General features: G+C 66.2%; 23 protein-coding genes. 7 read left to right on the top strand and 16 right to left on the bottom strand.

The features are described from left to right. Positions 1–49: 49 nt before the first annotated feature. From BO226_RS25715 to BO226_RS25705, 3 genes are all read left to right on the top strand, one after another. Positions 50–946 carry a CPBP family intramembrane glutamic endopeptidase gene (locus BO226_RS25715; protein ID WP_198040683.1) on the top strand — a complete coding sequence of 299 codons (897 nt, stop codon included), beginning with the start codon at positions 50–52 and terminating at the stop codon, positions 944–946. Positions 947–1,154: 208 nt separating this feature from the next. Further along, entirely contained in the window at positions 1,155–2,321 is a 1,167-nt protein-coding gene (locus tag BO226_RS25710; protein ID WP_071936694.1) for a tyrosine-type recombinase/integrase, read from the top strand. Between the two features lie 422 nt (positions 2,322–2,743). Then, positions 2,744–3,808 carry a hypothetical protein gene (locus tag BO226_RS25705; RefSeq protein ID WP_071936693.1) on the top strand — a complete coding sequence of 355 codons (1,065 nt, stop codon included), beginning with the start codon at positions 2,744–2,746 and terminating at the stop codon, positions 3,806–3,808. A 42-nt stretch (positions 3,809–3,850) separates the two neighbouring features. On the opposite strand, the gene BO226_RS25700 is transcribed toward BO226_RS25705, so the two are convergent. From BO226_RS25700 to BO226_RS27500, 6 genes are all read right to left on the bottom strand, one after another. Continuing rightward, a complete protein-coding gene (locus BO226_RS25700) occupies positions 3,851–4,753 on the bottom strand; it encodes a DUF2971 domain-containing protein (protein ID WP_071936692.1) in 903 nt (300 codons plus the stop codon). 108 nt (positions 4,754–4,861) lie between these two features. After that, a complete protein-coding gene (locus BO226_RS25695) occupies positions 4,862–5,743 on the bottom strand; it encodes a zeta toxin family protein (RefSeq protein ID WP_071936691.1) in 882 nt (293 codons plus the stop codon). Continuing rightward, positions 5,743–5,964, bottom strand: a complete 222-nt coding sequence (locus tag BO226_RS28315) for a hypothetical protein (protein WP_232238157.1) — start codon at positions 5,962–5,964, stop codon at positions 5,743–5,745. The genes BO226_RS25695 and BO226_RS28315 overlap by 1 nt, the downstream gene beginning before the upstream one ends. Then, the gene (locus BO226_RS28310; protein ID WP_232238156.1) at positions 5,965–6,189 is read right to left on the bottom strand and encodes a hypothetical protein; all 225 of its coding nucleotides are present in this window, start codon (positions 6,187–6,189) and stop codon (positions 5,965–5,967) included. Positions 6,190–6,294: 105 nt separating this feature from the next. Beyond that, positions 6,295–7,158 carry a hypothetical protein gene (locus BO226_RS25685; protein ID WP_071936690.1) on the bottom strand — a complete coding sequence of 288 codons (864 nt, stop codon included), beginning with the start codon at positions 7,156–7,158 and terminating at the stop codon, positions 6,295–6,297. A 489-nt stretch (positions 7,159–7,647) separates the two neighbouring features. Then, positions 7,648–7,929 (bottom strand): hypothetical protein, encoded by a 282-nt coding sequence (locus BO226_RS27500; protein WP_138846211.1) that lies wholly within the window; start codon positions 7,927–7,929, stop codon positions 7,648–7,650. A gap of 262 nt (positions 7,930–8,191) precedes the next feature. On the opposite strand from BO226_RS27500, the gene BO226_RS27495 reads away from it, so the two are divergent. Beyond that, positions 8,192–8,656, top strand: coding sequence for a hypothetical protein (locus BO226_RS27495; protein ID WP_071936688.1), 465 nt, complete (start codon positions 8,192–8,194; stop codon positions 8,654–8,656). 174 nt (positions 8,657–8,830) lie between these two features. Here BO226_RS27495 and BO226_RS25670 read toward each other — a convergent pair whose 3' ends face one another. The 7 genes from BO226_RS25670 to mqo form a co-directional block, all read right to left on the bottom strand. Then, on the bottom strand, positions 8,831–9,190 hold the full coding sequence (locus BO226_RS25670) for a hypothetical protein (protein WP_156895434.1): 360 nt from the start codon (positions 9,188–9,190) through the stop codon (positions 8,831–8,833). Positions 9,191–9,440: 250 nt separating this feature from the next. Continuing rightward, complete coding sequence (locus tag BO226_RS25665) at positions 9,441–9,872, bottom strand: DUF3846 domain-containing protein (protein WP_156895433.1); 432 nt, start codon at positions 9,870–9,872, stop codon at positions 9,441–9,443. Positions 9,873–10,216: 344 nt separating this feature from the next. Next, positions 10,217–10,591, bottom strand: a complete 375-nt coding sequence (locus BO226_RS25660) for a hypothetical protein (protein ID WP_071936686.1) — start codon at positions 10,589–10,591, stop codon at positions 10,217–10,219. Positions 10,592–11,390: 799 nt separating this feature from the next. Beyond that, positions 11,391–12,758 (bottom strand): DUF6297 family protein, encoded by a 1,368-nt coding sequence (locus BO226_RS25650; protein ID WP_071936684.1) that lies wholly within the window; start codon positions 12,756–12,758, stop codon positions 11,391–11,393. Next, the gene (locus tag BO226_RS25645; protein WP_083543806.1) at positions 12,752–13,369 is read right to left on the bottom strand and encodes an ABC transporter ATP-binding protein; all 618 of its coding nucleotides are present in this window, start codon (positions 13,367–13,369) and stop codon (positions 12,752–12,754) included. The genes BO226_RS25650 and BO226_RS25645 overlap by 7 nt, the downstream gene beginning before the upstream one ends. Positions 13,370–13,525: 156 nt before the next feature. Then, positions 13,526–13,750 (bottom strand): DUF6412 domain-containing protein, encoded by a 225-nt coding sequence (locus BO226_RS28305; protein ID WP_232238175.1) that lies wholly within the window; start codon positions 13,748–13,750, stop codon positions 13,526–13,528. Between the two features lie 421 nt (positions 13,751–14,171). Continuing rightward, a complete protein-coding gene (mqo, locus tag BO226_RS25635; RefSeq protein ID WP_071936682.1) occupies positions 14,172–15,653 on the bottom strand; it encodes a malate dehydrogenase (quinone) in 1,482 nt (493 codons plus the stop codon). A 94-nt stretch (positions 15,654–15,747) separates the two neighbouring features. On the opposite strand from mqo, the gene BO226_RS25630 reads away from it, so the two are divergent. After that, entirely contained in the window at positions 15,748–16,665 is a 918-nt protein-coding gene (locus BO226_RS25630) for a LysR family transcriptional regulator (RefSeq protein WP_198040696.1), read from the top strand. Positions 16,666–17,184: 519 nt separating this feature from the next. Here the strand turns inward: BO226_RS25630 and BO226_RS25625 are convergent. Continuing rightward, entirely contained in the window at positions 17,185–17,721 is a 537-nt protein-coding gene (locus tag BO226_RS25625) for a hypothetical protein (RefSeq protein WP_071936681.1), read from the bottom strand. Positions 17,722–17,959: 238 nt separating this feature from the next. Between BO226_RS25625 and ligD the strand changes: the two genes are divergently transcribed. Continuing rightward, entirely contained in the window at positions 17,960–18,928 is a 969-nt protein-coding gene (gene ligD / locus BO226_RS25620) for a non-homologous end-joining DNA ligase (protein ID WP_071936680.1), read from the top strand. Between the two features lie 76 nt (positions 18,929–19,004). Here ligD and BO226_RS25615 read toward each other — a convergent pair whose 3' ends face one another. Both BO226_RS25615 and BO226_RS25605 read right to left on the bottom strand, forming a co-directional pair. Continuing rightward, positions 19,005–19,583 (bottom strand): hypothetical protein, encoded by a 579-nt coding sequence (locus tag BO226_RS25615; protein ID WP_071936679.1) that lies wholly within the window; start codon positions 19,581–19,583, stop codon positions 19,005–19,007. 2,536 nt (positions 19,584–22,119) lie between these two features. Then, positions 22,120–23,285, bottom strand: a protein-coding gene (locus BO226_RS25605; protein ID WP_112320133.1) for an IS3 family transposase whose coding sequence is annotated in 2 segments (ribosomal slippage) — positions 22,120–23,010 and positions 23,013–23,285 — 1,164 coding nt in all. Because the reading frame shifts where the segments join, the coding sequence is not laid out codon by codon here. Positions 23,286–23,513: 228 nt separating this feature from the next. Between BO226_RS25605 and BO226_RS27490 the strand changes: the two genes are divergently transcribed. Continuing rightward, complete coding sequence (locus tag BO226_RS27490; protein ID WP_156895432.1) at positions 23,514–23,798, top strand: hypothetical protein; 285 nt, start codon at positions 23,514–23,516, stop codon at positions 23,796–23,798. The last annotated feature ends 84 nt before the right edge of the window (positions 23,799–23,882 follow it).

Raw genomic sequence — 23,882 nt, 5'->3', positions numbered from 1 at the left:
CGGCTCGTCACGAATAACAGAGCAGCAAAGCTGCACAGACCATCTGTGCATGCTGTACACCACAGACCTGTTGACCTGCATCGATTATGTTCATTCAGGCTCTATCAGGAACTTTCCGCACATGTCGGAGGCCGATGCTGAGATCGACACCATGACACCGACCCCCGTGCGCCCCACCCCGATACCCACTGGCTCGATCGCCGCATTCACCATGCTGGCGCTGTGTTTGGGGGGCATCACATGTGGTCTGCTGGCCGACTGGTTTCGGCCGGAAGCAAATCTGACGGTCACCCTCGTCGCGCTCCTGGCAACGGTGATCATCGCGGCTGGCGCCATACCCACACTCGTGATGGTGCTGCCGTCGGTCCAGCCACGCGAATGGTTCAGACAATGGCGGCTCTACCTGGCGCACGCCCTGAAGTACTCGGGGTTCGAGCTGCCTCGCATAGGAACTCGGTATCGGGCATTACAGGCCGTGGTGTTCGTTTTCGCCGTCCCGGCAGCCTGGATCTATACGCAGGTGCATGTTCTTGTTCCACTCCTCGCCCAGCTTCTCGGCGTGCTGCCGACGCACACCGCCGATCCTCGAAGCAGCTGGTACGCAGGCATGCCCGTCGGCCTGGTCATCGTTGCTGTTGGCCTCGGGGTGCTCTGGGAAGAACTCGTCTTCCGTAGCCCCGGTTTGGTGTGCTGGCAGCTTCGCGACGCGGTGACCGGCCGCTCCCGCACGGCTCTGACAGCCGTGGCCGTCGGCGGCGGCTGGCTGCTGTCGACCGTCGCGTTCGGCATGATCCATGCCGACTACAGCTGGCTCAACGTCATCATGGCCGGGCTGTTCGGTGCGGTGATCTACCCGCTGGTGCTGGCCACCCGCTCGATCTGGCCTGCCGTCAGCGCCCACCTGATCTGGAATCTCGTGGCCTTCGGGGTGCTGCCGATGCTGTGACCTACCGATGCTGTGACCTACCGATGCTGTGACCTACCGATGCTGTGACCTACCGATGCTGTGACCTACCGATGCTGTGACCTGCCGATGCTGTGACCTGCCGATGCTGTGGCCTACCGATGCTGTGGCCTACCGATGCTGTGGCCTACCGACACTCCACCCGTCGCGGTAGCGGGCGGAGTCGGCAGGCCCCGATACGGTTTCGGACATGGACGTGCCACCGCTGACGAGCATCACTGCTGTATCGACCGTCGCACCCGAAGGCGGACAGGTCGGCGTGTGGGGTCGCGGAGGCGACGACGCCAAAGCCCGCGTCGTCGCGGCAATCGAGCAGTCCCAGTCCTCGGCCACCACCCGCGCCTACCGATCGGACTGGAACCGGTTTGCCCGGTGGTGCGCCGCGAACTCGGTGCCCGCGCTGCCGGCAGCACCGGAAACCGTCGCCGCATACCTGACCGAAGCCGCTGATCCGACCCTCCATGCGAAACCGTCCGCACCGAGCACCCTGCGTCGGTGGGTCGCCTCCATCAACTACTTCCACCGGGCCGCGAACGAACCGCCGCCCGGGGCCAGCCAGCTCGTCGCATCGACACTGTCCGGACTCCAACGCGCCGCCGCCCGAGACCCCCGACGCACATCGCGCCGCCGAGAAGCCCTCGGCATGACCGACATCGAAGCGATGGTGACCGCAGCGCGCGCGTCAGCCACCACCTGGCCCGAGCACCTGCGCGAACGTCGCGACTCGGCGTTGCTGTGGCTGGCGTTCGCCGGCGCGTTCCGCCGTTCGGAGCTGTCCGAACTGCGGTTCACCGATGTGCGCAGGCACCCCGTCGACGGTCTGCACCTCACGGTGCGCGTGTCGAAGACCGACCAGGACGGCGGTGGACAGGTCAAGGTTGCACCGTTCGGGACGGACCATCACCGGTGCCCGGTGTGCGCCTACCAGCGGTGGCTGCAGGTGGTGACCGCATTCGACGACGGTGGCCGAGCCGCCGTGATCCGGGTCCTGGCCAACGCCGCACCGTTCACGCAGCACGTCTGCCGAGATCAGCGGGTGACGCCGGCCGATGGGCAGGCACCGGTGTTCCGGAAGATCGACAAGCACGGCAACGTGGGAGATACCCGGTTGTCGGGGGCCGCGATCCATGAGGTGATCCGTTCGCGCGCCCGCAGCGCGGGGTTCACCGAGGACGAAGTACGACAGCTCGGGGGGCACTCACCGCGGGCGGGGTTCGTCACCGACTCACTCACCGCCGGTGCGAGCGCGCACGCGATCATGCGCCAGACCGGCCACAAGTCTGCGGCGACTGTGGAGATCTATGCACGTGAACGCACTCCGGCGCAGAACAACGCCGTCACCCAACTCGGTTTCTGACCTGTCGATGCCCTAAAACGGATCCGCCCCTCGCAGCCGGGGAGTCGCTGCGAGGGGGCGGGGACGCCGGGATGCTGTGCAGGGGGGGAGGGCACAGCATCCCGGCGCCTTGCGGGAGTTCCCGTCCTTCTCTGCGGGGAGGTGCAGAAAAGGACGGGCGGACCGGAACTGTGTCAGGGGTACAGCTCCGGCCGGTGCGCCGACCCGCAATCGGGGGGATAACTTGCGGGGCGGCGCCGCCGAACTGCGAAGGGGGGAGGATCGCAGATCGGCATGTCGGAAACACTTCTCCTTCTGTCAACGCGATGGTGTTCGCGCTGACAAGAACAACTGTGCCAAACGCCGTTCGGGTGTACGGCACACATCGTTGACATCTGTCGGCCCCGACCAGAAGAGTCGCAGGTAGTGGCTATCGTTTGGCCATGCCGGCACGCGCGGAGACGGACAGGCTCGAAGGGGCACTACCTGCACATCTGCGATCGCAGTACGCGCTCTACGCGGACTGGTGCGCCGGAATGGGAGTTCCGGCGATACCCGCCACCCGAGACACCTTGATCGGGTTCCTGCGCGCCAATCCCGCCGCGGCCCAGACGCAACGCAAACGCCTCGCAGCAGTGCGCGCAGCTCACGCCCGTGCCGCCGCGCCGGTACCCGCGAAGACCACCACCTCGGCCTCTGTCATGTCCCCGCCGTTGCCGTGGGCAGACAACCCTGCTGCAGCGGTGGTCGCTGCGTTGCCGACAGCGGGTTGGCCGTCGGGTTTGTTCGGCCGCCGAGACGCACTACTGATCGTGCTGTCCGAGGCGATGGGCATCTCCTACCGGCAGATGGAACGACTCCAGCGCAGCGATGCCCGTGTCATCGACGCAGCCTTGCAGATCAAGGTCGGGGGCATATGGATCAGCGCCGCCCCGGAAGACGATCCCCGGTATTGCCCGGCTGCGGTGTTCCTGCGATGGGCACGGTTGCTGGCGTTCATGGACAAATGGCTGATCAACGACGCATTGGAAGAAGCGTTGATCAAAGCCCGGCCCCTCACCGACACGTCGGTCGAGTCCTACGCCCCGCTGCCGCCGATCCGCGACGACGGACCACTGCTGTTGCCGATCGATCGCTGGGGCGGTCTCGGTATGGGCTCCCTGCAGCACGCAGGCCAGCCCCGCGGGTTACGCGCCACCACCATCGCCGAGATCCTCACGGCCCGACTCGACGGCACCGGGAGCCGGCGCCGACGCCGCTGGGACGACGAACCGGACTGGAATGTCGACGACGACCCGATGGTGGACAGCGTCCCCGAACCCGAGCTGGGGGAGTGGGATGTGCGATCCGGGTTGCGGGCTCGCGCGGATGCGCAGACGTTGCTCAGCGGGGTGGGTGACGCACTCGATGAGGTCGAACGCGAGGCCGACGAGCTCGCCGCCCGGATCGCCGCAGTCCTCAGCGGCGAATACCCAGTGCTCAACGGCTCCGCGGCCGGCGACGCCTGAACCGAACTCGTGCGGCCCGGTACGTCGCCTGACCGACGGCGGTTATCGGTACGGGGTGGGGGAGACGGTCAGGTTCTTCGCGGCCGTGGTGTAGCCGAACGCGTGCAGAGCTCCCTGGGCTGCCAGGTAGTTCTCGTGCTGATTCGGTCCGGGGCCGACCCGGACAGCGACGACGGCGTCGGCGGGCAGTGACCAGGTGACGTACGGGATGAGCTTCGCTCCGCGGTTGCGGTAGGTCGGTCCCTCGCTCATGCCGAGGTGAATGACTCGCCATTCCCCTTCCTCGCGGAAGCCGTTGTGCTTGAACTGCGTTGCATAGCGGGACAACTCCCGGATGCACTGGTCGAGCATTCCGGGACTGGTCTCGGGGGCTTCTGTGCGGTGGAGACGCCTATCCACCCATCTCTTCACGTAGTCGGTCACTGTTGTCCACGACGTGGGGTTGTCGTCGTACAGCACCTTCTTGGCCTTCGCCTCCTGGTGGTCGGGGAGCGCATCCCTGCGGATGCCGATGGCGAATCCGTCGAGTCCACCGCAGTAGGCGCGCCACTGGCTGAGCACATCTTTGTGTTCGGAGAACGATGTGACGTAGCAGTGGATGTGGTTGCTGTAGGTGCGCTGCTCCACCCTGTCGATCGTCTCGCAGAGCTTGCGCAGGAAGTCGGCCTTTTCCTTCGAGTTGACGACCCGGTGAGGCTCATCCGACCGGTAGTCGATCGCCTCCAGTTGTTCGGCACGGGGAATAAGCACCTGCTTCTTGATGATTCCCAGGCCGTGAATCAATTCCCGACTGTCGTTGAGGTACTCGACCGCTGTTGCGCGAAACGACGGCTGGCACTTCTGCGGACCCACGACACCGGATTCTCGCGGCTCCGGGTTGCTCCCGAGGATGCCGAGCAGACCACCTGCATCGGTGTAGTGCCACAACGGGTCGGATTCGGTCAAAGCGTTTCTCCTGGAATCGATGAGCAGTGCACACGCACAACGACGATGAGAACAGCGCGGTTCCCGACGCAGACGGCTGCGGTGATTTCCGCGGACGAGCGGTTGCTCTCAGGTGTCGGAGTGTTCGGTGGCCGATTCGTAGCTGAGGATGCCGTCGCAGCGGGTGGCGACTCGTTGGATCAGCTCGCCGCTGGTGTAGTCGTCGACGAGCAGTTCGACCGAGTGGATCTCGGCGGTGAGAGGGTGGTCGAAGGCGGCACGGGCGTTGGCGGCGCAGATCGTGCCGGTGCCATCGCCTGGATACAGCGCGGCGATGACCGCGGCGGGAGTGAACCGGCCTCCGAGACCGTCCTCGGAGTTCTGGCGGCCGTCCCACCAGCGTTGCAGGGCTTGCTGTTGGGCGCGTTCGCGGGGGACTTCGACGTCCATGATGGTGAAGCGTTCGTAGCCGGCGGCGCCGAGTTGCCGCAACAGGCGTTCGCCGAGTCCGGGCCAGCTGAAGGTGCCTTCGATGACGATGTTCTCCCCGCGCTGCATGCACACCTCTTGCATGGCGTCGAGGACCTTCGTCGATTCGGTGTGCACGAGGGTGGCCAGCTCGCGGGGCATGATGGTCCCGCCGTCGGGCAGTTCGATCTCGAGAATGCTCCGGTAGATACCGGTGTCGAGGGCGTCGCGGATGAGGTGGTCTTTGACGCGGTCGGCGTCGAGAACGCGCCAGCCTTGCCCGGCGAGGCCGTGGCGTTTGATGCTGGTGGATTTCCCGGCGCCGGGTACCCCGGCGGTGGCGATGGCGCAGAACTGGCCTTCGAGGACCACGTTGTGCTGTTCGGCGAGGTAGCGCTCGATGAGCCGGTCGACGGTGCGACGCCGATGCGGGTCGCTGGCGTAGAGCCGGTGTGAGGCGGTGGCACCGCCTCGGTCGAGGGTGCCACCGGCCGCGCACATGCGCTCGAGGACTGCAGCTGTGGCTGCGCGCAGGTCCGCCACTACGCGCGCCCTGCGGCGTTGCGTCGGGCGGCGGTGATCTTCAGTAGGTGCTGGTAGTCCTCGTCGGACAACAGATCTCCGGCGCGTTCGATCTGATCCCAGGTGCCGGGCAGGTAGGTCTCTCCGGTGGGGTCGGTGGTGCCGAAGGTGTAGTTCCACTTCTCGAGTTCGCGCATCATCGCCGCGTGGTCGATTACGCCGGCGGCGTGTTCGAGCAGCACCTAACGCGGGCTGCGCTCGCAGACGTGCGGGGTGAGCCGTGCTGTTTTGGCCAGGCGGCTGACCTCGGGTTGTTCGACGCCGAGCGCCTCGGCGATGCGGCGCTGAGGCCAGCCGGCCTGCACGGCGTCGTGGACGGCGCGGAGTTTGAGGATCTTGGCCAGTTCGTTGCGGGCGGGCACCGCTCGTAGTCGGCGTCCGATCTCCGGTTCGTATGCAAGTGACACAGGAACCATCTCCTCAACTGGTGTTATACGAAATTGTATCACCATGGCGGGGGCACACCGACGAGGACAGCAACTCGACGACAGCCCCCACCCCACAGCCCTGCTCTACCGATCAGCGACCCGCTCGCGATAGCTCCTCCCCGCTGCCCGGATACGCCCCGCAAGATCCTCCGGCGAATGATTCCTCCGCCTCACCAACTCTCCGAGTTCGGGTACCACCGGATGCGGGGTTCGCTCACGGGCCCGTCGTTCGATGTGGTCGGTGACCGAATCAAGATCCTCGTACGAACGCGTGTCCTCCCCAACGACAACCGTGATCGGCACCTCGATACCGAGTTCGAGTGCGGCCTCTCGCGCATGCCCGGTCCACGCCTCGATATAGGACCGACGGTCCTGATCGACGAGTTCGTCGATCGCATCGATCTCGTCCACCAACGCCTGATCCCGAGCGGGGTCGCCGACGTCTTCGCCGCGGAGCCGTTCAAGCGCGTCGATGTCCTCGTCGTAGACCTGCTCGAGCCCCGCGTAGTACCAGTGATCGTCGAGGTCCAGCACCACCCGGACAGGCACAGTTCGCCACCGTGGCAAGTCCTCCTCCATCACCGTGCCGTTGACGAGTTGAGCGACGAGGCCGGCCTCCCACGAGCCTGGGCGTCCGATGAGGAGCTTCTCGACCGAACCGACATTCGCAGTGACGCTGGCAAGGATGCGGGCGAGTTCGTCAGCGAAATCGATTGCGCTGCCGTCTTCGCGGACACTGCGCGCCAGAGCGGTCAAAGCGGCGATCACCTGATCCCGAACCTGAGGGTCGACACCTGCCCGGGAGGGTTGCGGTTGCGCGGCACTGTCGGCAGCAGAGGTCGGGTCCTCGCCGCGAGCCACCGCACGCATGGCCTCCGGAAAGGTCGTACCGGGATGCGCGGCCTGATAGGCGCGAGCAGCCTTCTTACGGGCGGAGTTCTTGGTCATGGCGGGCTCCGATCACATGGCCGTCGCGGCGTCCCGCATCCACCACGGACGGATGTGACGGTCAGCAAGGGTTGCAGATCCGGGGGACCTCGCCCTCAGGCGCGGCCGAAGTGGTGATGCGGGCACCGGTCGGCAACGTCGGGGTCAGCCATGCAACGTGGCTCTGATCGTGAAGGTAGCAGACCCGACCGTCACACCCGGGCTCACCACTCCCGCGCACATCCGCCGCATGTCCCCTCGGGACAACTCCCCGACCGTTCCACCGCGCTCGACCCAAAAGGCGAAGAACAGAGACAAAAAATAGACTATTTACGCAGCTCACCGCATATGTGGTGTATTGCCTACACCGACCACACAGATACTGTGCCTGACACAGCATTACCGGTCGGTGCAACTGAGCAGATCCTGTCCCCACGAACACAGTCGCCGTGCGTCCGGTGGGTGCAGAGGAGTTACTCACCCCGCACCCACCGGTGCCCTTCCCCCCGCTCAGACCACAGCAGCCAGGACCTGCGGAGACCTGTCGAACACCTCCGGCGCGCAGCGGTCACGGTAATCCGCTTCCGGCCGCAGCCCCGCCGCGATCTCAGCGGTCACCAAGAACGACCCCGCCGCCTCGATGTGCCAGGCACGGTGCGCGCGAGCGAGCTCGTCGGCCACCCGCGGCCGAAAATTCGGGCCGTAGCTGAGAAACGGCTGCAGCGCCTCGAGACGTGCCGCCACGTTCGCAACGGCCTGCAGCGCATCCCCACGTCGGCTGATCTCCTTCATCGCTGAACTCCCTTCCTCGACAACCGGTACGCACCAGTTCTCTCCCGAAGCCAGACACAGCGCGGCACCCACGGAGCCCGCACCTGCACGACACACGCACCGGACCTGCGCACTCACGCAGGCGGATCCATCGCCGTTCATGCCGGCACGGACCACGCCGGTGGACAGGCCCACCCCCGCTGCGGAGCCGATAAGCGCACCGAAGAGCAGAACCGCCGTCAGTACGGTGACCTTCCGACCACCCATCGAAAGGACCTCGTTCATGTCGATTCGCCGACGCATCACCCGCGCAGCGGCCCTCGCTGCCTCCGCCCTCGCTGTCGCCGCCGGCGCAGCACTGGTCACCACCGGAACCTCGGCAGCCGCTCCAGTACAGACCCTGCAGGTCACGGGCACCGCCATCGTGCCGATCCCGTCCGGGCAGTGCCACGGCAGCATCGACGTCGCATTCGAGCACGTCCCCGGCCGCCCCGACCAGGCCGAGGTGATCTTCACCCCGAACGGCACCTACGGATCGATCCCCGGTTGCGAAGTGCCCACCAACATCACCTGGATCAACGGCATCGCCCCGTTCACCCACACCCACCCGGTCACCATCGCCGACGGCCGCACCACCACCGTGGTCACTCCCGGACAGGGCCTGAGCCTGCTGACCACAACCGCCAACACCTATCTCAACGGCGGACCCAGCTGGGGAACCAGCGGCTACCTGTGGCTCCAGCCGTAGACCACCAGCATTCTTCGAGCCCGCTCTGAGTCCCCAGTCATGGGCATCCCTTCCGACACAAGAAACGGCCGCAACGCACATGTGCGTTGCGGCCGTTCCGATCCGGTGAGGCAAACACCGATAACGACACACTAGCAACGATCGTTTGCCCCGAACACGCAGCGCGAGCAGCGATCAGGCCGCCGCCACGCCCCGCACAGACTCTTCACCGCTGGGAAACCGGTCCCGCACCAGCGCATCGGTGAACAGCTGCCGAAGCACGATGTAGTCGGTGCCCACACGCACAATCGACTGCGCCAGAGGCAAGGTCAGCGCGGCGAGGTCCGGCAACGCCACCGCGGCCGGCTTCCGATTCGACCGTGCACGCGGGGCACGCACCACCGTCGGCACGCTCACCGTGTCGGTGACCACCACAACGCGCCGATAAAACTTCTCCATGCTGTCGTACGGGCACAACACGTACTGGGGGCTGTCCTCGCGCGCCCCAGCCTTCAACTTCGGCAGCGCGGTGCGCGAGAACTCGGTCCAGGTCATGTGCGGCAGATCCGTGAGATTCATGGGTAACCCCTCATCGTCGAACAGTGGATACGCCACTAACCCTCATCTGAGGCACCCACGGGCGCGGCACCGTGAACAGCGCTGCCACCAGCTCTTTCGATGACGTCAACGGACACGACAGAAAGCTGGCGGACAGCGCCGCACACGGCACCTACGTCGAACAACACCCCCGTTGTTCTCCGCACCCAGGGGAAGCCGGGCGCGGAGAACAACGAGGAATCGCGGGTCAGACCCGGGTGGGGGAGGCAACCCCGAACCGGCGAGCCGCCACAGCCACCCAGTCGGCGCGCTGCTCCGGATCGGGGCAGGCAGCCACAGCGAGCGCCTCGAGGATCGTGTGGACCTGGCGGTCCGACAGTGCGATGGTCTCGCCCTCGTCGTCGGACGATGCGAACACCACATTGCCGAAGAAGAACTGCTGCACCGCCGGGGCCAAACGGCGGGCGACGAAGCTGGCAGCGGGGTTGACTCCCACGCCGTACATACCTTCGTCGTCGAGCCACATATCGATGCGCCCACCGTTGCCGTCCGGCAACGACACCACATCGAAGAACTGGCAGCCGATCTCCGCGCGCAGACCGTCGCTGATCTTGCGGCCACCCTCCACCAGGTCGATACGAGAAACGTTCGCGTCCGTCGAAATCCGAAGTGCCTGCATGTCTGCCTCCAGGGGCTCGTGTCCGTTGATGACGAGATCAGCTTGTTCCCGGCACTTTTCGAGCGCGGCACCGAACATGAAGCACCCCCAGCCCTGCCGCAGGTCGCCGGCAACAGGTCCGGACAGGGATCGGGGAGAACGAAGCGGCGGCTTCTGGTGAATGGGCAGACACGGGTGTCTGTGCGGGAGTTCGGCAGCGCGACCGGTCCTGTCGTCCGCGCATCCAGAGGTGTCCACGCTGGTGGCGACCCTTCCATCCATGGCCGGGTCAGCCGGACAGCGCTCCCCCTGGGGGAGCGGGGACTCGAGGTGAAGCCTCTACCCCGGGTCCACGCCCCACCGAGTCAGCGGGAAGCGACAGCTTCCTCACCGTGATATCCCTGCCCTCGATACTCGGCCTCACCCCAGTCGACACCGAGCAGGTCGGCGAGATGACGCAGGTCAGCGAGCAGATCAGCCAAAGCCGATTCGAAGTCGTCGCACTCACCGTCGATATAGGGCAGCAACGCAGGCAACGCCGACATGGCACGCCACGCCGCGGACTCGGCGACGAGGCTGCTGAGTGCATCCGGGCCCTGCGCACCGGCGCAGGCCACGTCGTCATCCGAAACACCTACAGGGCTGCCGCTGTTCACCTCGGCGGCCACGGCGTCACGCAGCGCCATCAGATCGTTCTTGGTGCGGGCGGCACGCAGCCGCTGAGACAGCAATTCGGTCATCGGGGATCCTCTTCGTGTCGAAGGCCAATGTGTGGACCCGTCGACGATGTGAGGAGCCCACCGCGGGTGCGGCACAGCCGAACACCGCGGCGGACAGCACCCCAGCGCGAGAGCAGCCAGTCGAGCACGCCGATGGCCACACCGGTGGTCACAGCGGTGGCCACAGCGGTGGCCACCACGTCCGCAGCGCGCTGTGAGTACACCTTCGCGATGGCCCACTGGCTGGTGTAGACGAACGGTGGTTGCGCGCCTGCGCTGCAGGCATCGAATTCGTCCCGGTCCCGGATCCCCGCACCAGGAGGTGAAACAGCCCGGTCCCAGCGGCGACCAGAATTTCCGAGTGCGATCGCGGACATCGATCAGCCCTTTCGGTCGAAGTGGCCGCGCAGCCACAGATGCAGCGGCGGGCCGACCAGGCAGTCCACCCCTGATCGGCCCGCCGACCGTAGAAACACGCTTCTTCATCCTGGGGGAGGGGAGCAGTTCCATGAACTGCGACGGACGGGGTCACGAACTCGAAAGGGTTCGTGACCCCGTTTCGTTGGATCGGCTAGTCCAACGTGAATTGATCGGCACGTCCGCTGCGCTATGGATGCTGGTGACCCCAGGGAATCGGATTTGTGCTGTTGTCTCGTCCGAAGTCGCAGGACCACCATCTACGCTCCGCAAGGTCGGTTAGGCAGCTCTGGACATGGGCGGCCGGCCCAATTCACCCGTCAATTACAGTGATCCGACACCATGCTTATGTCACCCGAGGTAAGCCGACTGCACCACCGGCCAACACTTTCCTGCTCGGCACTCAGCTGAACAGTGCAGCCAACCATGCCGCGGCGAGCAGCACGTCCGGTCCGCGAAGCCATTGCCGGAGCAGATCGACCGGGATTTGTCCCACGGCGGTTTCCAGGATCAAACCGTCGTACCGGATCGACGGTCGGGTGCGTACTCGGTACGCGGCTGCGCAGCCCCCGACCAGGCCGATCGCCAACGTTGTGACCGTGCTATCGGTCAGGAGTGTCATAGATATGGCCGCCAGTGCCGCGGCCACACCCGGCACGACGGTCAGCGGCCACCGTATCCGCCGGTCGTCGACACCGAGCACGGCACCGAAATCGCGGTCGCGGAAGACATCCCGGAGCCCCGCACTGAAGATCATCGCCACGATGAAGACCGCGGCGAGGTATAGCACGGCCACCGCCGGTGGTGTTGCCACCATCGGTGCAATACCCGCCGCTCCGATGGCACAGAACGCCAGCAACAGAGAGACCGGTCTGCGAACGTGACGGAGCACATCGGATCGGATCAGCGCCCAGGCAAGCCCACCGGAGAACGAGCGGGTGCGTCGGCGTCCGATGCGTCGCCACGATGCGTGCTCGAGCGCGCCCAGCAGCACCGAGATGTCCAAGGCGGTCGCCGACGCGGACACAGCCACTGTGGTCTCGGCTCCGGCCGCAAGCTCCGCAGCTGCGATCCTGTGGCACGACCGCACGGCCACGGCCGCCAGAGCTGCGGCCAGTGCCCCGACCGCGGCGACGGGCCACCAGCGGGTCGGCAGCGCAACATCGACTCCGGCTGTCGCCGTGAAGACCGCCGCTACCGACCCCAGGGCACAGATCCGGCTCAGGATGGTCACAGTGCCGGGCGCGAGCAGTCGGCACTGAACGAGAACGCAGAGCGCAACGACGACGACTCCGGTCAGCGTCGTCAAGACGGTGAACGCAAACCACATCGTCAACTCCGCGGCGAACGCTGCAAGGCGTCCGGCCAGCGCACCGACCAGGGCGCCGCAGCCGAGTACGACAACCACCCGGCTGCGCACCAGAGCGCCGCGGTCGAGCAGTGTCGAGCTCACCCAGAAGCCGAGTTCAGCACTGATGGTCACCGGCCCCACAGCCCGCCCGGCCGCGACCCCGGCTGCCACCGCGGCCGCGGCGACGGCCCATCCCCACGTCGATGTCCACGGCTGCCCGGTGACCAGAACGCTCGAGGCGGTGAGCACGGTCGGCGGCAGCGTGAACAGCCACCACAGCAGGCCGGCACCGACGTACAGGCCCAGCGCCCCCAGCACGAGGGTCGCTGCCCGACCGGTGGCCGGTGCGTGGCGTCGTTCGAAGTGCCGGATCAGGGTGCGGATCGACCGCACGGAAGGGAGGTTGTCGGTGATCACCATGAGTCGGCGTCCACGACCTGATCGGCGACCGCGTCCACCAATTCCGCATCGTGCGAGACCATCAGCACGGTTCGGCCCGACTGTTTCTCGGACGCGAGGACAGCTGCGAGCCAGCTGCGACCGGCGGTGTCGAGGTGTTGTTCGGGTTCGTCGAGAACCAGCAGCGTGCGGGGCCGGACGAACGCTGAGGCCAACGCCAACCGGCGACGCTGCCCGCTCGAGAAGGTCACCGGAAGCCGGTCGCTCACCGCGAGTAGGTCGACCTCGGCCAATGCCTGTGTCGCCGCGTCGAACGGGTCGGGCACCCCGTGGCCGGTTGCGACGAGTTGCAGGTGTTCGTGGGCTGTGAGGTGGGCGAAGACGGGCACATCGCCGAGAACCGCGGCGACCTTGCGCCGGAAGGCCCGGGAAGTCTCGTCCACGGGTGTGCCGTCGATGTCGATGACACCGGCGTCGAGTCGGTCTGCGCCGACGACGCATCGCAACAGGGTCGACTTGCCGGCGCCGTTCGCGCCGACGACGGCGCAGCATCGGCCGGAGGCGACATCGAAGTCGACGCCGGTCAGAACAGGCAGGTCACCGAACCAACGGTGGGCATTGCGAATGGACACGGCCGGTACGCCGTGTGAATCAGGGATGGGCATGAACAGGGGTCTCCGGTCATCCTCGAGGAACAAGACATATGAGGATGGGGACCGTGCAGCAGCGACCTCGTTCGAGTCCACGCCCCGCCGAGGCCGACAGGACAGATCGCGTGCGGGTCCCCGTTACCGGGACCCGGGTGCTCGTGGACGGGGCCGACCCGCGGTGTCGGGATGAGAGTGTCGGCGGAGTTCGCCGCGTCGGCGTTGTTCCTCGCTCGTCGGACCGCGAATGCTCCGACTGAAGGAGAACAGGGGGTCATCTGCACAAGTGACGAGCACAAGCGCTGCAACGGCAACGACCGCAACCAACAGGCCCGCCAGCAACGTTGAACTGTCCCCGGTGGACATCGATGCGACCGGCACGGCCGCAGCGACGAGCCAGGACAGGACGAAGAACGCTACCTCCGCCCCGTTCCTCCACCCGTAACACACCCTGTCAGTCTATTGGCTCGGGCAATAGAAGCGCCTTGCGGGGGCAACCGCGACATAATGGAGGGTCCGGAGTCACACTGCGACCCTCCCTTGAATGAGCAGACCCACACCGGGTTTCTGCCACTGGTGCACTCAGCGACGGCCTGCCCTTCCGCTGTCACTTTCAGGACGGCTTTGGCGCTGGTCAGATAAAGCTCTGGAACGCGGAAATGGGAAAGCCTGCCGACCGGGTGTCGCGAGCTGCACGGAGAGCAGTCCACGAACTCTGACCAGCAGAGTCACGAACTCCAAAGGGTTCGTGCCCCCGCTGTCGTTCCGAGAAGGAACAAGAGCATTGTTACCTAACGCCGAGAATGTCTCCGGTCCGGGAGAGCACGGCATCGGCCACTGACTGATCGGCGTCACCTGGATGCTCGAGACCCGACATCAATTGCTGAAGTGTCGCCTGCCAGTGCTCAATTCGGTCGGGAAAACATGTGGTCAACACGTCGACCATCGCCGCCGGAGCGATCGAGGCACCGGGCGAGGCACCAAGCAAACCTGCAATAGAGCCTTCGGCGCCGGTGACGACCTCGGTACCGAAGGTCAACACCCCGACCCTGCGAGGATGAGGCTTGATCAGTTGCGCCCGTTGGCCTGCGTCGATCAACGACCAGTCGCCCTCGCGGGCAGCGGGGTGGAAGCGGCGCAGTTGCCGCAACTTCCGACCCCGGGAGGCGAGGAGCTGCCCGAGGAGATAGCGCACCAACCCCATGTTCTGGATCCCGACTGCGATTAGCGGTGCCAGGTTCGCAAGCCGGATTGTGGTGAACAGGTCGGTGAGCCGCCCATGCCGGAGCAGACGTGTGCTGAAGGTGGCGTAGGGACCGAACATCAGGGCTACGCGTCCCTCGATCACCCGTTTGTCCAGGTGCGGCACCGACATCGGCGGGGCGCCGACGTCGGCCTGGCTGTAGACCTTCACCGGGTGGCGGGATACAAGATCCGGGTTGTCGGTGCGCAGGAACTGGGCGCCGATGGGAAAGACCGCATAGCCGCGTACTTCCGGGATGCGGGCCTTCTGGAGAAGTTTGAGCGCGTACCCGCCGGCGCCGACGAACACGAACCGCGAACGCACCGAGAAGCGGCCGGTGCCGGAGCGGCCGGAAACGGTCCATGAGCCGTCCGGGACGCGGCGCAATCGGGTCACCTCGTGTCCGGTCCGCACCTCGGCGCCCCGGTCGCGCATACCGCGGATCAGGTCATGGGTCAGGGCACCGAAATCCACGTCGGTGCCCGCCTCGTAGCGGGTCGCGGCGATCGGACCGGTGTCGTCGCGGCCTTCCATCACCAGCGGCGCCCACCGAGCGATGACCTCGGGGTCTTCGCTGTACTCCATGGCCGAGAACAGCGGCGAGCGCTGCAAGGTCTCGTAACGCCGGCGTAGGTAGGCGACATCTCGGTCGCCGAACACCACGTTCATGTGCGGTGTCGCATTTACGAACGATGCGTTCAGCTCCCCGGCTTCGACGAGCGCGGCCCAGAACTGGCGGGAGAGCCGGAACTGCCGTCCGATCTCTTCGGCTCGGGATGGGTCGGTGGGCTCGGGCATGTAGTTCAGCTCGCACAGTCCGGCATGGCCGGTACCCGCGTTGTTCCATGCCGCGCTGCTCTCCTGGGCCGGGCCGTCGAGGCGTTCGAGGACAAGCACCGACCAGTCGGGCTCGAGTCGGGTGAGCAACGCCCCCAACGTCGCCGACATGATGCCCCCACCGATCAACACGGCATCGTAGTGGGGGTCGAGTTGCCTTGTCCGATTGCTCGATCGACGGAGAGTCACGGCGACGCACCTGCTTTCGTCTCGTAGGTACTTCCAGCGTGCGCGACGACGATCAATCCGTCCAATGAGACTTTATGGGTATTATGATCCGAATATGGATTGGTTCTTGTCGGACGAAACGGTGTCGGTCGTCCCACTTCTGACCGCCTTCGATGCCGCGGCCCGAGAAGGGCACATCACTCACGCCGCCGATCGGCTGCGGGTACCGCAGTCCTCGCTCAGTCGCCGCATCAAATCACTCGAACAGATCCTCGGTGTGCCGCTGTTCCAGCAGGTCGGCCGCGGCGTCTCGCTGACCACCGCCGGACGCGAACTCCACGAGCGCACCGAATCGGCGATCCGGGAACTCGATGAGGCGATCACCACTGTCCGCAATCACGCCGACCCCGACAGTGGCGTGGTTCGTTTCGGATTCCCCCTCACCCTGGGTCCGGTCAGCGTCCCCTCCATGCTCGCCGAGTTCCACCGCCACGCTCCCCGCATCCGCCTGCACCTGGTGCAAGCCCACGGGCAAGCGCTCGCGCAGATGGTGTGTGAGGGCCGGCTCGACCTCGCCGTGATGATCCCGCCTCCGGACGATCTGCCCGCCACGGTTGTGGGACATCAGCGACTACTGCTCCATGTTGCGGACAGCCACCGGCTCGCGCACCGCAAGCACGTCGACCTCGGTGAACTGTCCGGCGAGCATTTCATCGCCAGTCCGTCCTCCTACCACATCCGCAAGGAACTCGAAAAGGGCTGTGCGGAAGCTGGTTTCGATCCGTACATTGCGTTCGAGATCAGCGAGTTCGACACGATCCGGGCGTTGGTCGCACAAGGACTCGGGATTGCGCTGCTGCCCGCGTCCGAGACCGAAACCACCGGAGTGACCACGCTTCGTGCCACCGGCATCGCGGATCGTGCCATCGGCCTGGCGATCGGTACACGCCACCCGTCGCCGGCAGTGCATCGGCTGCACGCCCACATCATCGCGTGGACAGACCGATTACGCACGCCCTGGGACAGCGAGTAGACCCCTGATCGACCGCGGATACGTGACCGCCATCAAAGCTCTGGAATTCGCGGTGAACTTCTCTGGACCGGAGGCTCGGACTGCGCCCTTCACCAGGCATCACGAACTGCCCGGAGAGAGCGGAAGGGTTAGAGTCGTTGGACATACCCGAACCCGAGGGGTTCGTAGCCGTGAGCGCGCAGCGCAGCGACTTCTTCGGTGTAGGCCACCCGCTGGTGCACGGGCACGAAATCGGTGGGTGTTCCGTCGAGTGTGGTGACGGTGAAGCCGTGTTGTATCCCCCGTCTGTTGTCGTCTTCGGTGCCTCTGTGGGGCGCGGGTGATCGCGTGTGGCGCGGGCCTTCGCTGCTGCGCGTCGTTCCTGTCGACGCTGCTCGACCTGGGCGTCCATGGTCATGGTGTCCTCGTCTGTAGCCGGTGGGGGAGAGCACCGACCTTCTCCACCGGTTCCGGCCGACGCGGTATCAGCGCAGGCCCGCCCCGGACACACACGCAATCCAGTCCCCCACGGGACTTCTGCTACCCCTCCTCGGAACCTGCCGCAGTGGTCGGGTGCGGCGCGCTGCCCGGGTACTGGCCTGTAGGACCGTAGCCACCCGCCGTCGGCCACACCGGCTGGAGGCTGTACCGAGCTTGGAACTGGCGGCGTTCGGCGGCAGCTTTCGACGAGCCGATCAACAAGCCGAGCAGCCCACAGGCGAAGGCCCCACCGACACCGAAGAAGACCATCATCATGACGACGCGGTCCTCGTTGATGTAATCCCACGAACCCCCGGCCTCGCTGACCGCAATCGCCACCAGGGCCCCACACGCGAGCACACCGAGGAACCCACCGATGAGCCCACCGATGAGCGAGTAGGCCAACGTTGTCCCCGACGTATTCGGCGGCGTCACCACAGTCGGAGGAGCCGCGCCCCATTGAGGCGGGACAGCCCCGTACGGCTGCTGATGCGCGTACGGCTGTTGCGGCTGGGCCGGATAGGGCTGCTCCACGCCGTGTCCAAGGGCGTGCGGTTGCTGTGGAGACTCAGGGATGTCGGGGGTGGGCTCGCTCATGGGCTCCTGATTTTCCGCTCGATTGCGAAGAGCAACACCCGTCTTGGGCGCGTGCTCACGGGCGACGCCACGCTAACAACCTGCGTTCCAGCGACAACGAGTCGTCACCCCACAGATAGCCCGCACCTCACCGTCAAAGCAGGCACCGAACGTCGTCATCCGCGTGACTCTCACCGCCGCACGAACCCCCTGTGCAGTTCAGCGAACCCAAACAGATCTGGTGCAGCAGACTCGGAACATGGCCACCTCGTCCCCTCCGTTGTCCCCGATGCTGGCAACCCTCGACCAACCCCCGAGCGGCAATTGGGTGTTTGAGATGAAGTTCGACGGCCAACGCGCCCTCGTCACCGTCGAGGACGGACAGTGCCGGTTGACCAGCCGCGCAGGCAACGACATCACCCGCACGTTCCCCGAACTCGCAGAGCCACTGATCTCAGCGCTCGGGCGTCAGGACTGCACCGTCGACGGCGAGATCGTCGCCCTCGACTCCAAGGGGCAACCGTCCTTCGCCCGGCTGCAGAGACGCATGCACGTCCAGCGTCCTACTGAACAGCTGCTCTCCGACATCCCGGTCATGATGTACCTGTTCGACGTCCTCGCTGTCGACGGCAACTCCACCATCGACCTGCCGTATCTCGAACGACGAGCCGTGCTCGACGACTTGATCACCCCCGGTGCGCAGGTGCAACTGTCGCCTTTCTGGAGCGACGTCGACGGCTCGACCATGCTCGAGGTGGCTCGGGAGAACGGCCTCGAAGGCATCGTCGCCAAGGACCCCAACAGTCCATACCTTCCGGGTACGCGTGCGCCGAGCTGGATCAAGACTCCACTGCGCCGCAACACCGAGGGGGTAGTCGTCGGTTGGATTCCCGGAGCGGGCCGGGCCGCCGGCGGGATCGGCTCCTTGTTGCTCGGAGCGCACAACAACGAGGGCCAACTGGTGTTCATAGGTCGCGTCGGCACAGGTTTCACAGCAACGACGCGGCGTGAATTGCTGTCCCAGCTGCGCCCACTGGAACGGCCCACCAGCCCGCTGGACGTCGCTCCGCCCAGACGCGAAAGCCACGCCGCGCATTGGGTCGAGGCGATCCTCGTCGGCGAGGTCGAGTACCGGGAATACGCCGGCGGAAGTCTGCGCCATCCAAGCTGGCGCGGTCTGCGTTCGGACAAGTCGGTGGACGAGGTCGATCTACCCGGCCAACACTGACTCGGCCGCAACAGGTCGATCGCCCGTCGTCATCCCTACAAGGGGCGTGATTCACTCCAGCGCAGCGGTCCAGTCCCTATTTGGGCGTCGGCGGCAGATACCCGGCGGCCGCAGTACGCGCAATCGTCACCGCTTCCTCCGGCGTCAATCGTGTCCCCCATGACTGTTCCTCGGCTTCCACCGCCGCTCGACCAGCCGCCAGCGCTGCTCGCCCGGCATCACGAACTGCGGTCATTACCGAGCGGGGCTCGACGCCGTCGGCGAGCTGCGCGCGCCGGACCGCGGCCGCGACCAATTCGGCACCTTCCGTCGCAGCCCTACGGACGGCGAGGAACTGCCAGGCGCCAGTGGCGCCGTCAGCGTCGGGGACGTCGATACGGGTGCCTTCCCAGGAAGCGCTACGGGCACCGGCCTGTCGGTCCTCATATCGGCGGACCCGCTCGACGAGGGACTGACGTGTCACTCCACCGAACGCAGACCGAATGACCTCCCACGCAACGCCCGCCTCGCGGGCATTGACGATCGCGGCAGCGGAGACATCGATGGCTTCATTGAGTCGCTCCCGTTGCTTCCGCTCCCGTCGTGCCGCATCACGCAACACGGTTTCAGCGGCACCACGCGCGTGCGCGATCGGATCGGTGCGGATCTGCTCCACGTACCGTCACCCTCCCTAGGTTGGCGCGAATGTCCCCGGCTGCAGCGAAAGCAAGCGCAGGGTGCAGTTGCACCATGGCATCCGTCGTTCGGGTGAACCACCGCCCCGCCACACCCCACCGGACAGCGCTCCCCCTGGGGGAGTGGGGGACCACCGCGTTGCACGGCCGATCGGGATGCGACGGGCAGGAAACATCTCCTCGCCAGTGATCGATGCAGAAGGCATGACAGTGCAACGGTGCGAGCGATGCGAGCTGCCAGTGGGGCAGTGTGAACACACCCGCCGGCCGACACAGGTCAGGCGGCCAGATCACGCCCGCATTCTGGTCAGCCCGCAGAACGTCGCGCACCTTCCAGGCTGTCCCCACAACGACGAAAGCGATCCGAGCCGATGGGGTGAGATCCGCGATGTTCCCAACGCCTGGTCTCGACTGGGAAATGGGGAAGTGCTGACCACCAACGCCGGCGCCGTGATCGACCGGCGTGCGGCGCAACGGTGCCGCGATTGCGAGTACCGCTGACCCCCGAATCCGGCGTCGCCACGAACACCCCCCGGCAACGGACAGCGCTCTCCCCGGGGGAGAACGCGGGCCACTGCACCCTCGACCGCAACGCACCTGCCCGTGACGAGCAACGCTGCGCTGCAGACGCCGACCGCAGACATCCACGGTGCACGCAACACGGCAACGGCCGCACCCGCGCTCACCGCCGAGAGCTGTCCCCCGAACCGAGGCAACAACCGCATTGCAGGGCGGCGCACGCAACGGTCCTCACCCCTCCTGATCGTGTCCCCCTGACGGGAAGCGCAGACAACGAACACCGCCACCGGTGACCTAGAGTGCCCCGTCGCGTTGCGCCCTTCGCTCTTGGCGAGAGCACGAACCGTTGCGCCGCCTCGAGCGATGCCACCTGTGCCTGTTGCCCACGGCGCCTCATTGCGAGCCGATGACCGCGCAGAGCCCAGCCGTTGCCGACACCGTTCGACATCGCTACCGGGCCTGCCGGTGCATGCATGAGCATCGCCTCGACGCGTTGCACCATCCATCCCCCAGGTGCCCGCGCACGCCGATCACTCCGCGCTACCCCGGGCGGCCGCGACCACCGCAACGACCCGTTGCATCACCGCTGACCTGCATCGTTGCTTCCGGACGGCGCGTTGCAGCGCCCTCGACGCGCCCATTGCGGACCGCAGTGCAACCCCACACCGTGACGACCCGATCACCTCGCCTCTCGCAGCCTCACCCGCTGGCCCGCAGAGCGCAGCGCAGAGCCCCGCAGCTCGCCCAGTCATCGACAGTCGACGACTCCACCGGCAAACTCCGCCCACCCAGCTCCGACAACCAGCTCCGACGCGGCGATGGACAGGGCCGCGAGTCCCTTCACCGCGATGCTCCGGCGCCGACCCGACCGGCCCACCACCGAGCGGTGACCGAAGCCCCCAGGAACGCAACACACCGAGGCCCCCACGCCGTCATCCCCACCCGCCGACGCAAGGGCCATTGCATAGCCGCGTCACACATCGCCGCCACCCGTTGCACAGCCGCGTCAGGCATCGACACCGGCCGTTGCGTGCCGCCGCCCGGTTCCATCCGGCTGCCATCCCGACGGCGTTGCGGCCATCGCTCCGGAACACCGCATCACGCGCACGGAGCAACGCAACGCATCGACGCATCAACCCACCGACCCATTGCGCCTTTGCACCGCCTCGTTGCGCCCACGCGATCGGGCTGGGGCCACCACAGTCCCGCAACATCCGCCGGCACTGCTCGATGCACGGCGAGCAACCGTTGCCGACACCGCCGTGGACCTTCCTCGCTCCGGCCATCACGCAACGCCCCGTGACGACGTGACCACCCATGCACCCGCAACACCGACCGTCGACGATGCAACATGACGGCCGCACCACTCGAGCTGTCCCCACCGGCGCTCACCGAACCGCGGCGCCGACCTCACGACCACAGCCCCTCGACGACCGGTCCGCAACGGTGCACCGACCGGACTTGTGCATCACCGGCGGCCGCACTGCACGAACCAGCGCAACGCCCCTGCCGGCACAGACCCCGACCACGGTCGCCCCCAGCGTTCACCGGTTACACAGTCCCGGTCACCTCTCCACCCGTTCTTGTCCCCCCCCACCCCGCCCGCAACCGACCCGACGACTCCCGCCTGCACCTGCCGTGCACCCCACCCTTCAGCACCACCCGACCATTCCGGACAGCGCTCCCCCTGGGGGAACGCCACACGGGGGAGCGCCCCCGGAATCCACCCACCCCCACCCCCACCGCGACGCCGCGACCCCCGCCAATGCCGGCCCCACGCAGAACCCCCGCCACCACCGACCACCGCACTCCGTGTCCCCCCACCACCCACACACCAGGTGCAGGGAGCACCTGCACTCCACCATCCGCTCCGCACACACACCCCACCCACACACACCAACCGCCACACCCACCCCCCAAACCCCCCTCAAACTCCCCCCGTTTCGTTCACTGCCGTTGGTGGCTCGGGACTGCTGCACGATCCGGTGACAGATTCGGTCACGCAGCCTGTGTGGCTGGTGTGGTCATGATGGTCTCGAACTCGACAGGCGTCAATCTGCCGAGCCGGAGCTGACGTCGCCGGCGGTGATAGGTCCGCTCGATCCAAGTCACGATCGCGATGCGCAACTGCTCGCGTGTGGCCCATCTCTGCCGGTCGAGGACGTTCTTCTGGAGCAGCGCAAAGAACGATTCCATCGCGGCATTGTCGCCGGCCGCACCCACCCGACCCATCGATCCGACCAGGTCGTGGCGGGCGAGGGCGCGGACAAATTTCCGGCTGCGAAATTGCGATCCACGGTCGGAATGAACCACACATCCGGCAACCGAGTCCCGCCGTGCCACTGCCGATTCGAGGGCCGTGACAGCCAGACGGGATTTCATCCGATCGCTGATCGAGTAGCCGACGATCCGGTTCGAGTACACGTCCTTGACCGCACACAGGTAGAGCTTGCCTTCCTCGGTTCTGTGTTCGGTGATATCGGTGAGCCACAAAGTGTTTGGAGCATCCGCGGTGAAGACGCGGCCGACGAGATCATCGTGCACCGGCGGCCCGGAGCGGCCCTTCTTCGAGCCACGTTTCTTGCCGAACACACTCCACCACCTGTTGGTCGAACAGATCCGCCACGCCGTGCGGTCCGACATCGACTCGCCCGCATCGCGGGCTTCGTCGGCGAGGAACCGGTAGCCGAACTCCGGGTCCTCGCGGTGGGCGTCGAACAGGGCGTTCGCCCGGTACGCCTCCTCGAGTTCGGCGTCGGTGACCGGGTCGGCGAGCCACCGGTAGTACGGCTGGCGCGCGATCCCCAGAACCCGGCACGTCACCGCGACGGGAATCCCGCCGGCGGCCAGCTCGCGGACGAGCGGGTACATCATTTTCCCGGAAGATTCGCCTGTGATAGATACGCCGCGGCCCGCCGCAGCACTTCGTTCTCCTGCTCAAGCAACCGGATCCGCTTTCTCAGCTCGCGGTTCTCTCTGGACTCCTCGTTCGTCGTCCCTGGCTTGGTGCCGTCCTCGACGTCGGCATTCCTGAGCCAGTTGGTCAGGCAGGATTCGCTGATACCGAAGTCCGCGGCGATCTGCCGCAGGTGCTGACCTGGTTCGCGGTTGCGGGCCACGCGGACGACGTCGTCGCGGAACTCTTTCGGATAGGGCTTGGGCACGGGGTCCATCCTTCCAGCAGTGCCTCACGGCACCACAGTTCAGATGTCACCTATCCGTGCAGCAGTCCCACCCACCAACGCCTAGCGCAGCGACCCGACCACCACCAACCGGCTACAGCGCAGGAGCCCTCGGCCACCCACCCCGGCCAGAACACAAGGGATGCGAGCGAGCGAGACATCCCACAGTGGACTGCATCGGGGTGGTCAACGAAGTGGCCGACTCCTGCGGTGAAGCCGGAACCCCCATCAACCACGCACGCACACCACACCGAAGACAGCGAAGCGATTCTGCGGTGTGTGTGCAGTGCTGTTGTGGGGGTTAGTCAGGGTTTTCGGCGGGGGTTGGGTGACAACGTTTTTGGCTGGTTTGGGCTGGTGGAGGCGGTTTGTGTGGGGGTGGTCGGGTTGTCGTTTGTTGACAACGTCGGCGACAACTTCGACCGAATCGTCGTGGCTACCATCGGCGGACGTGTTGTCGCTGTGAAAGGTGGGGTTGTTGGCGTCGACGATTGAGGCGTGGGAGTACGAGATGCTGACTACGCCAGAGGTACCGACGCGGTGGCGGCAGGCTCGGGCGCGGCGGCGTTTTTCGGCTGA

The sequence above is a fragment of the Rhodococcus sp. 2G genome (assembly GCF_001886355.1).
GTDB lineage: Bacteria > Actinomycetota > Actinomycetes > Mycobacteriales > Mycobacteriaceae > Rhodococcus > Rhodococcus pyridinivorans.
This window is presented reverse-complemented; position numbering and strand designations above follow the sequence as displayed.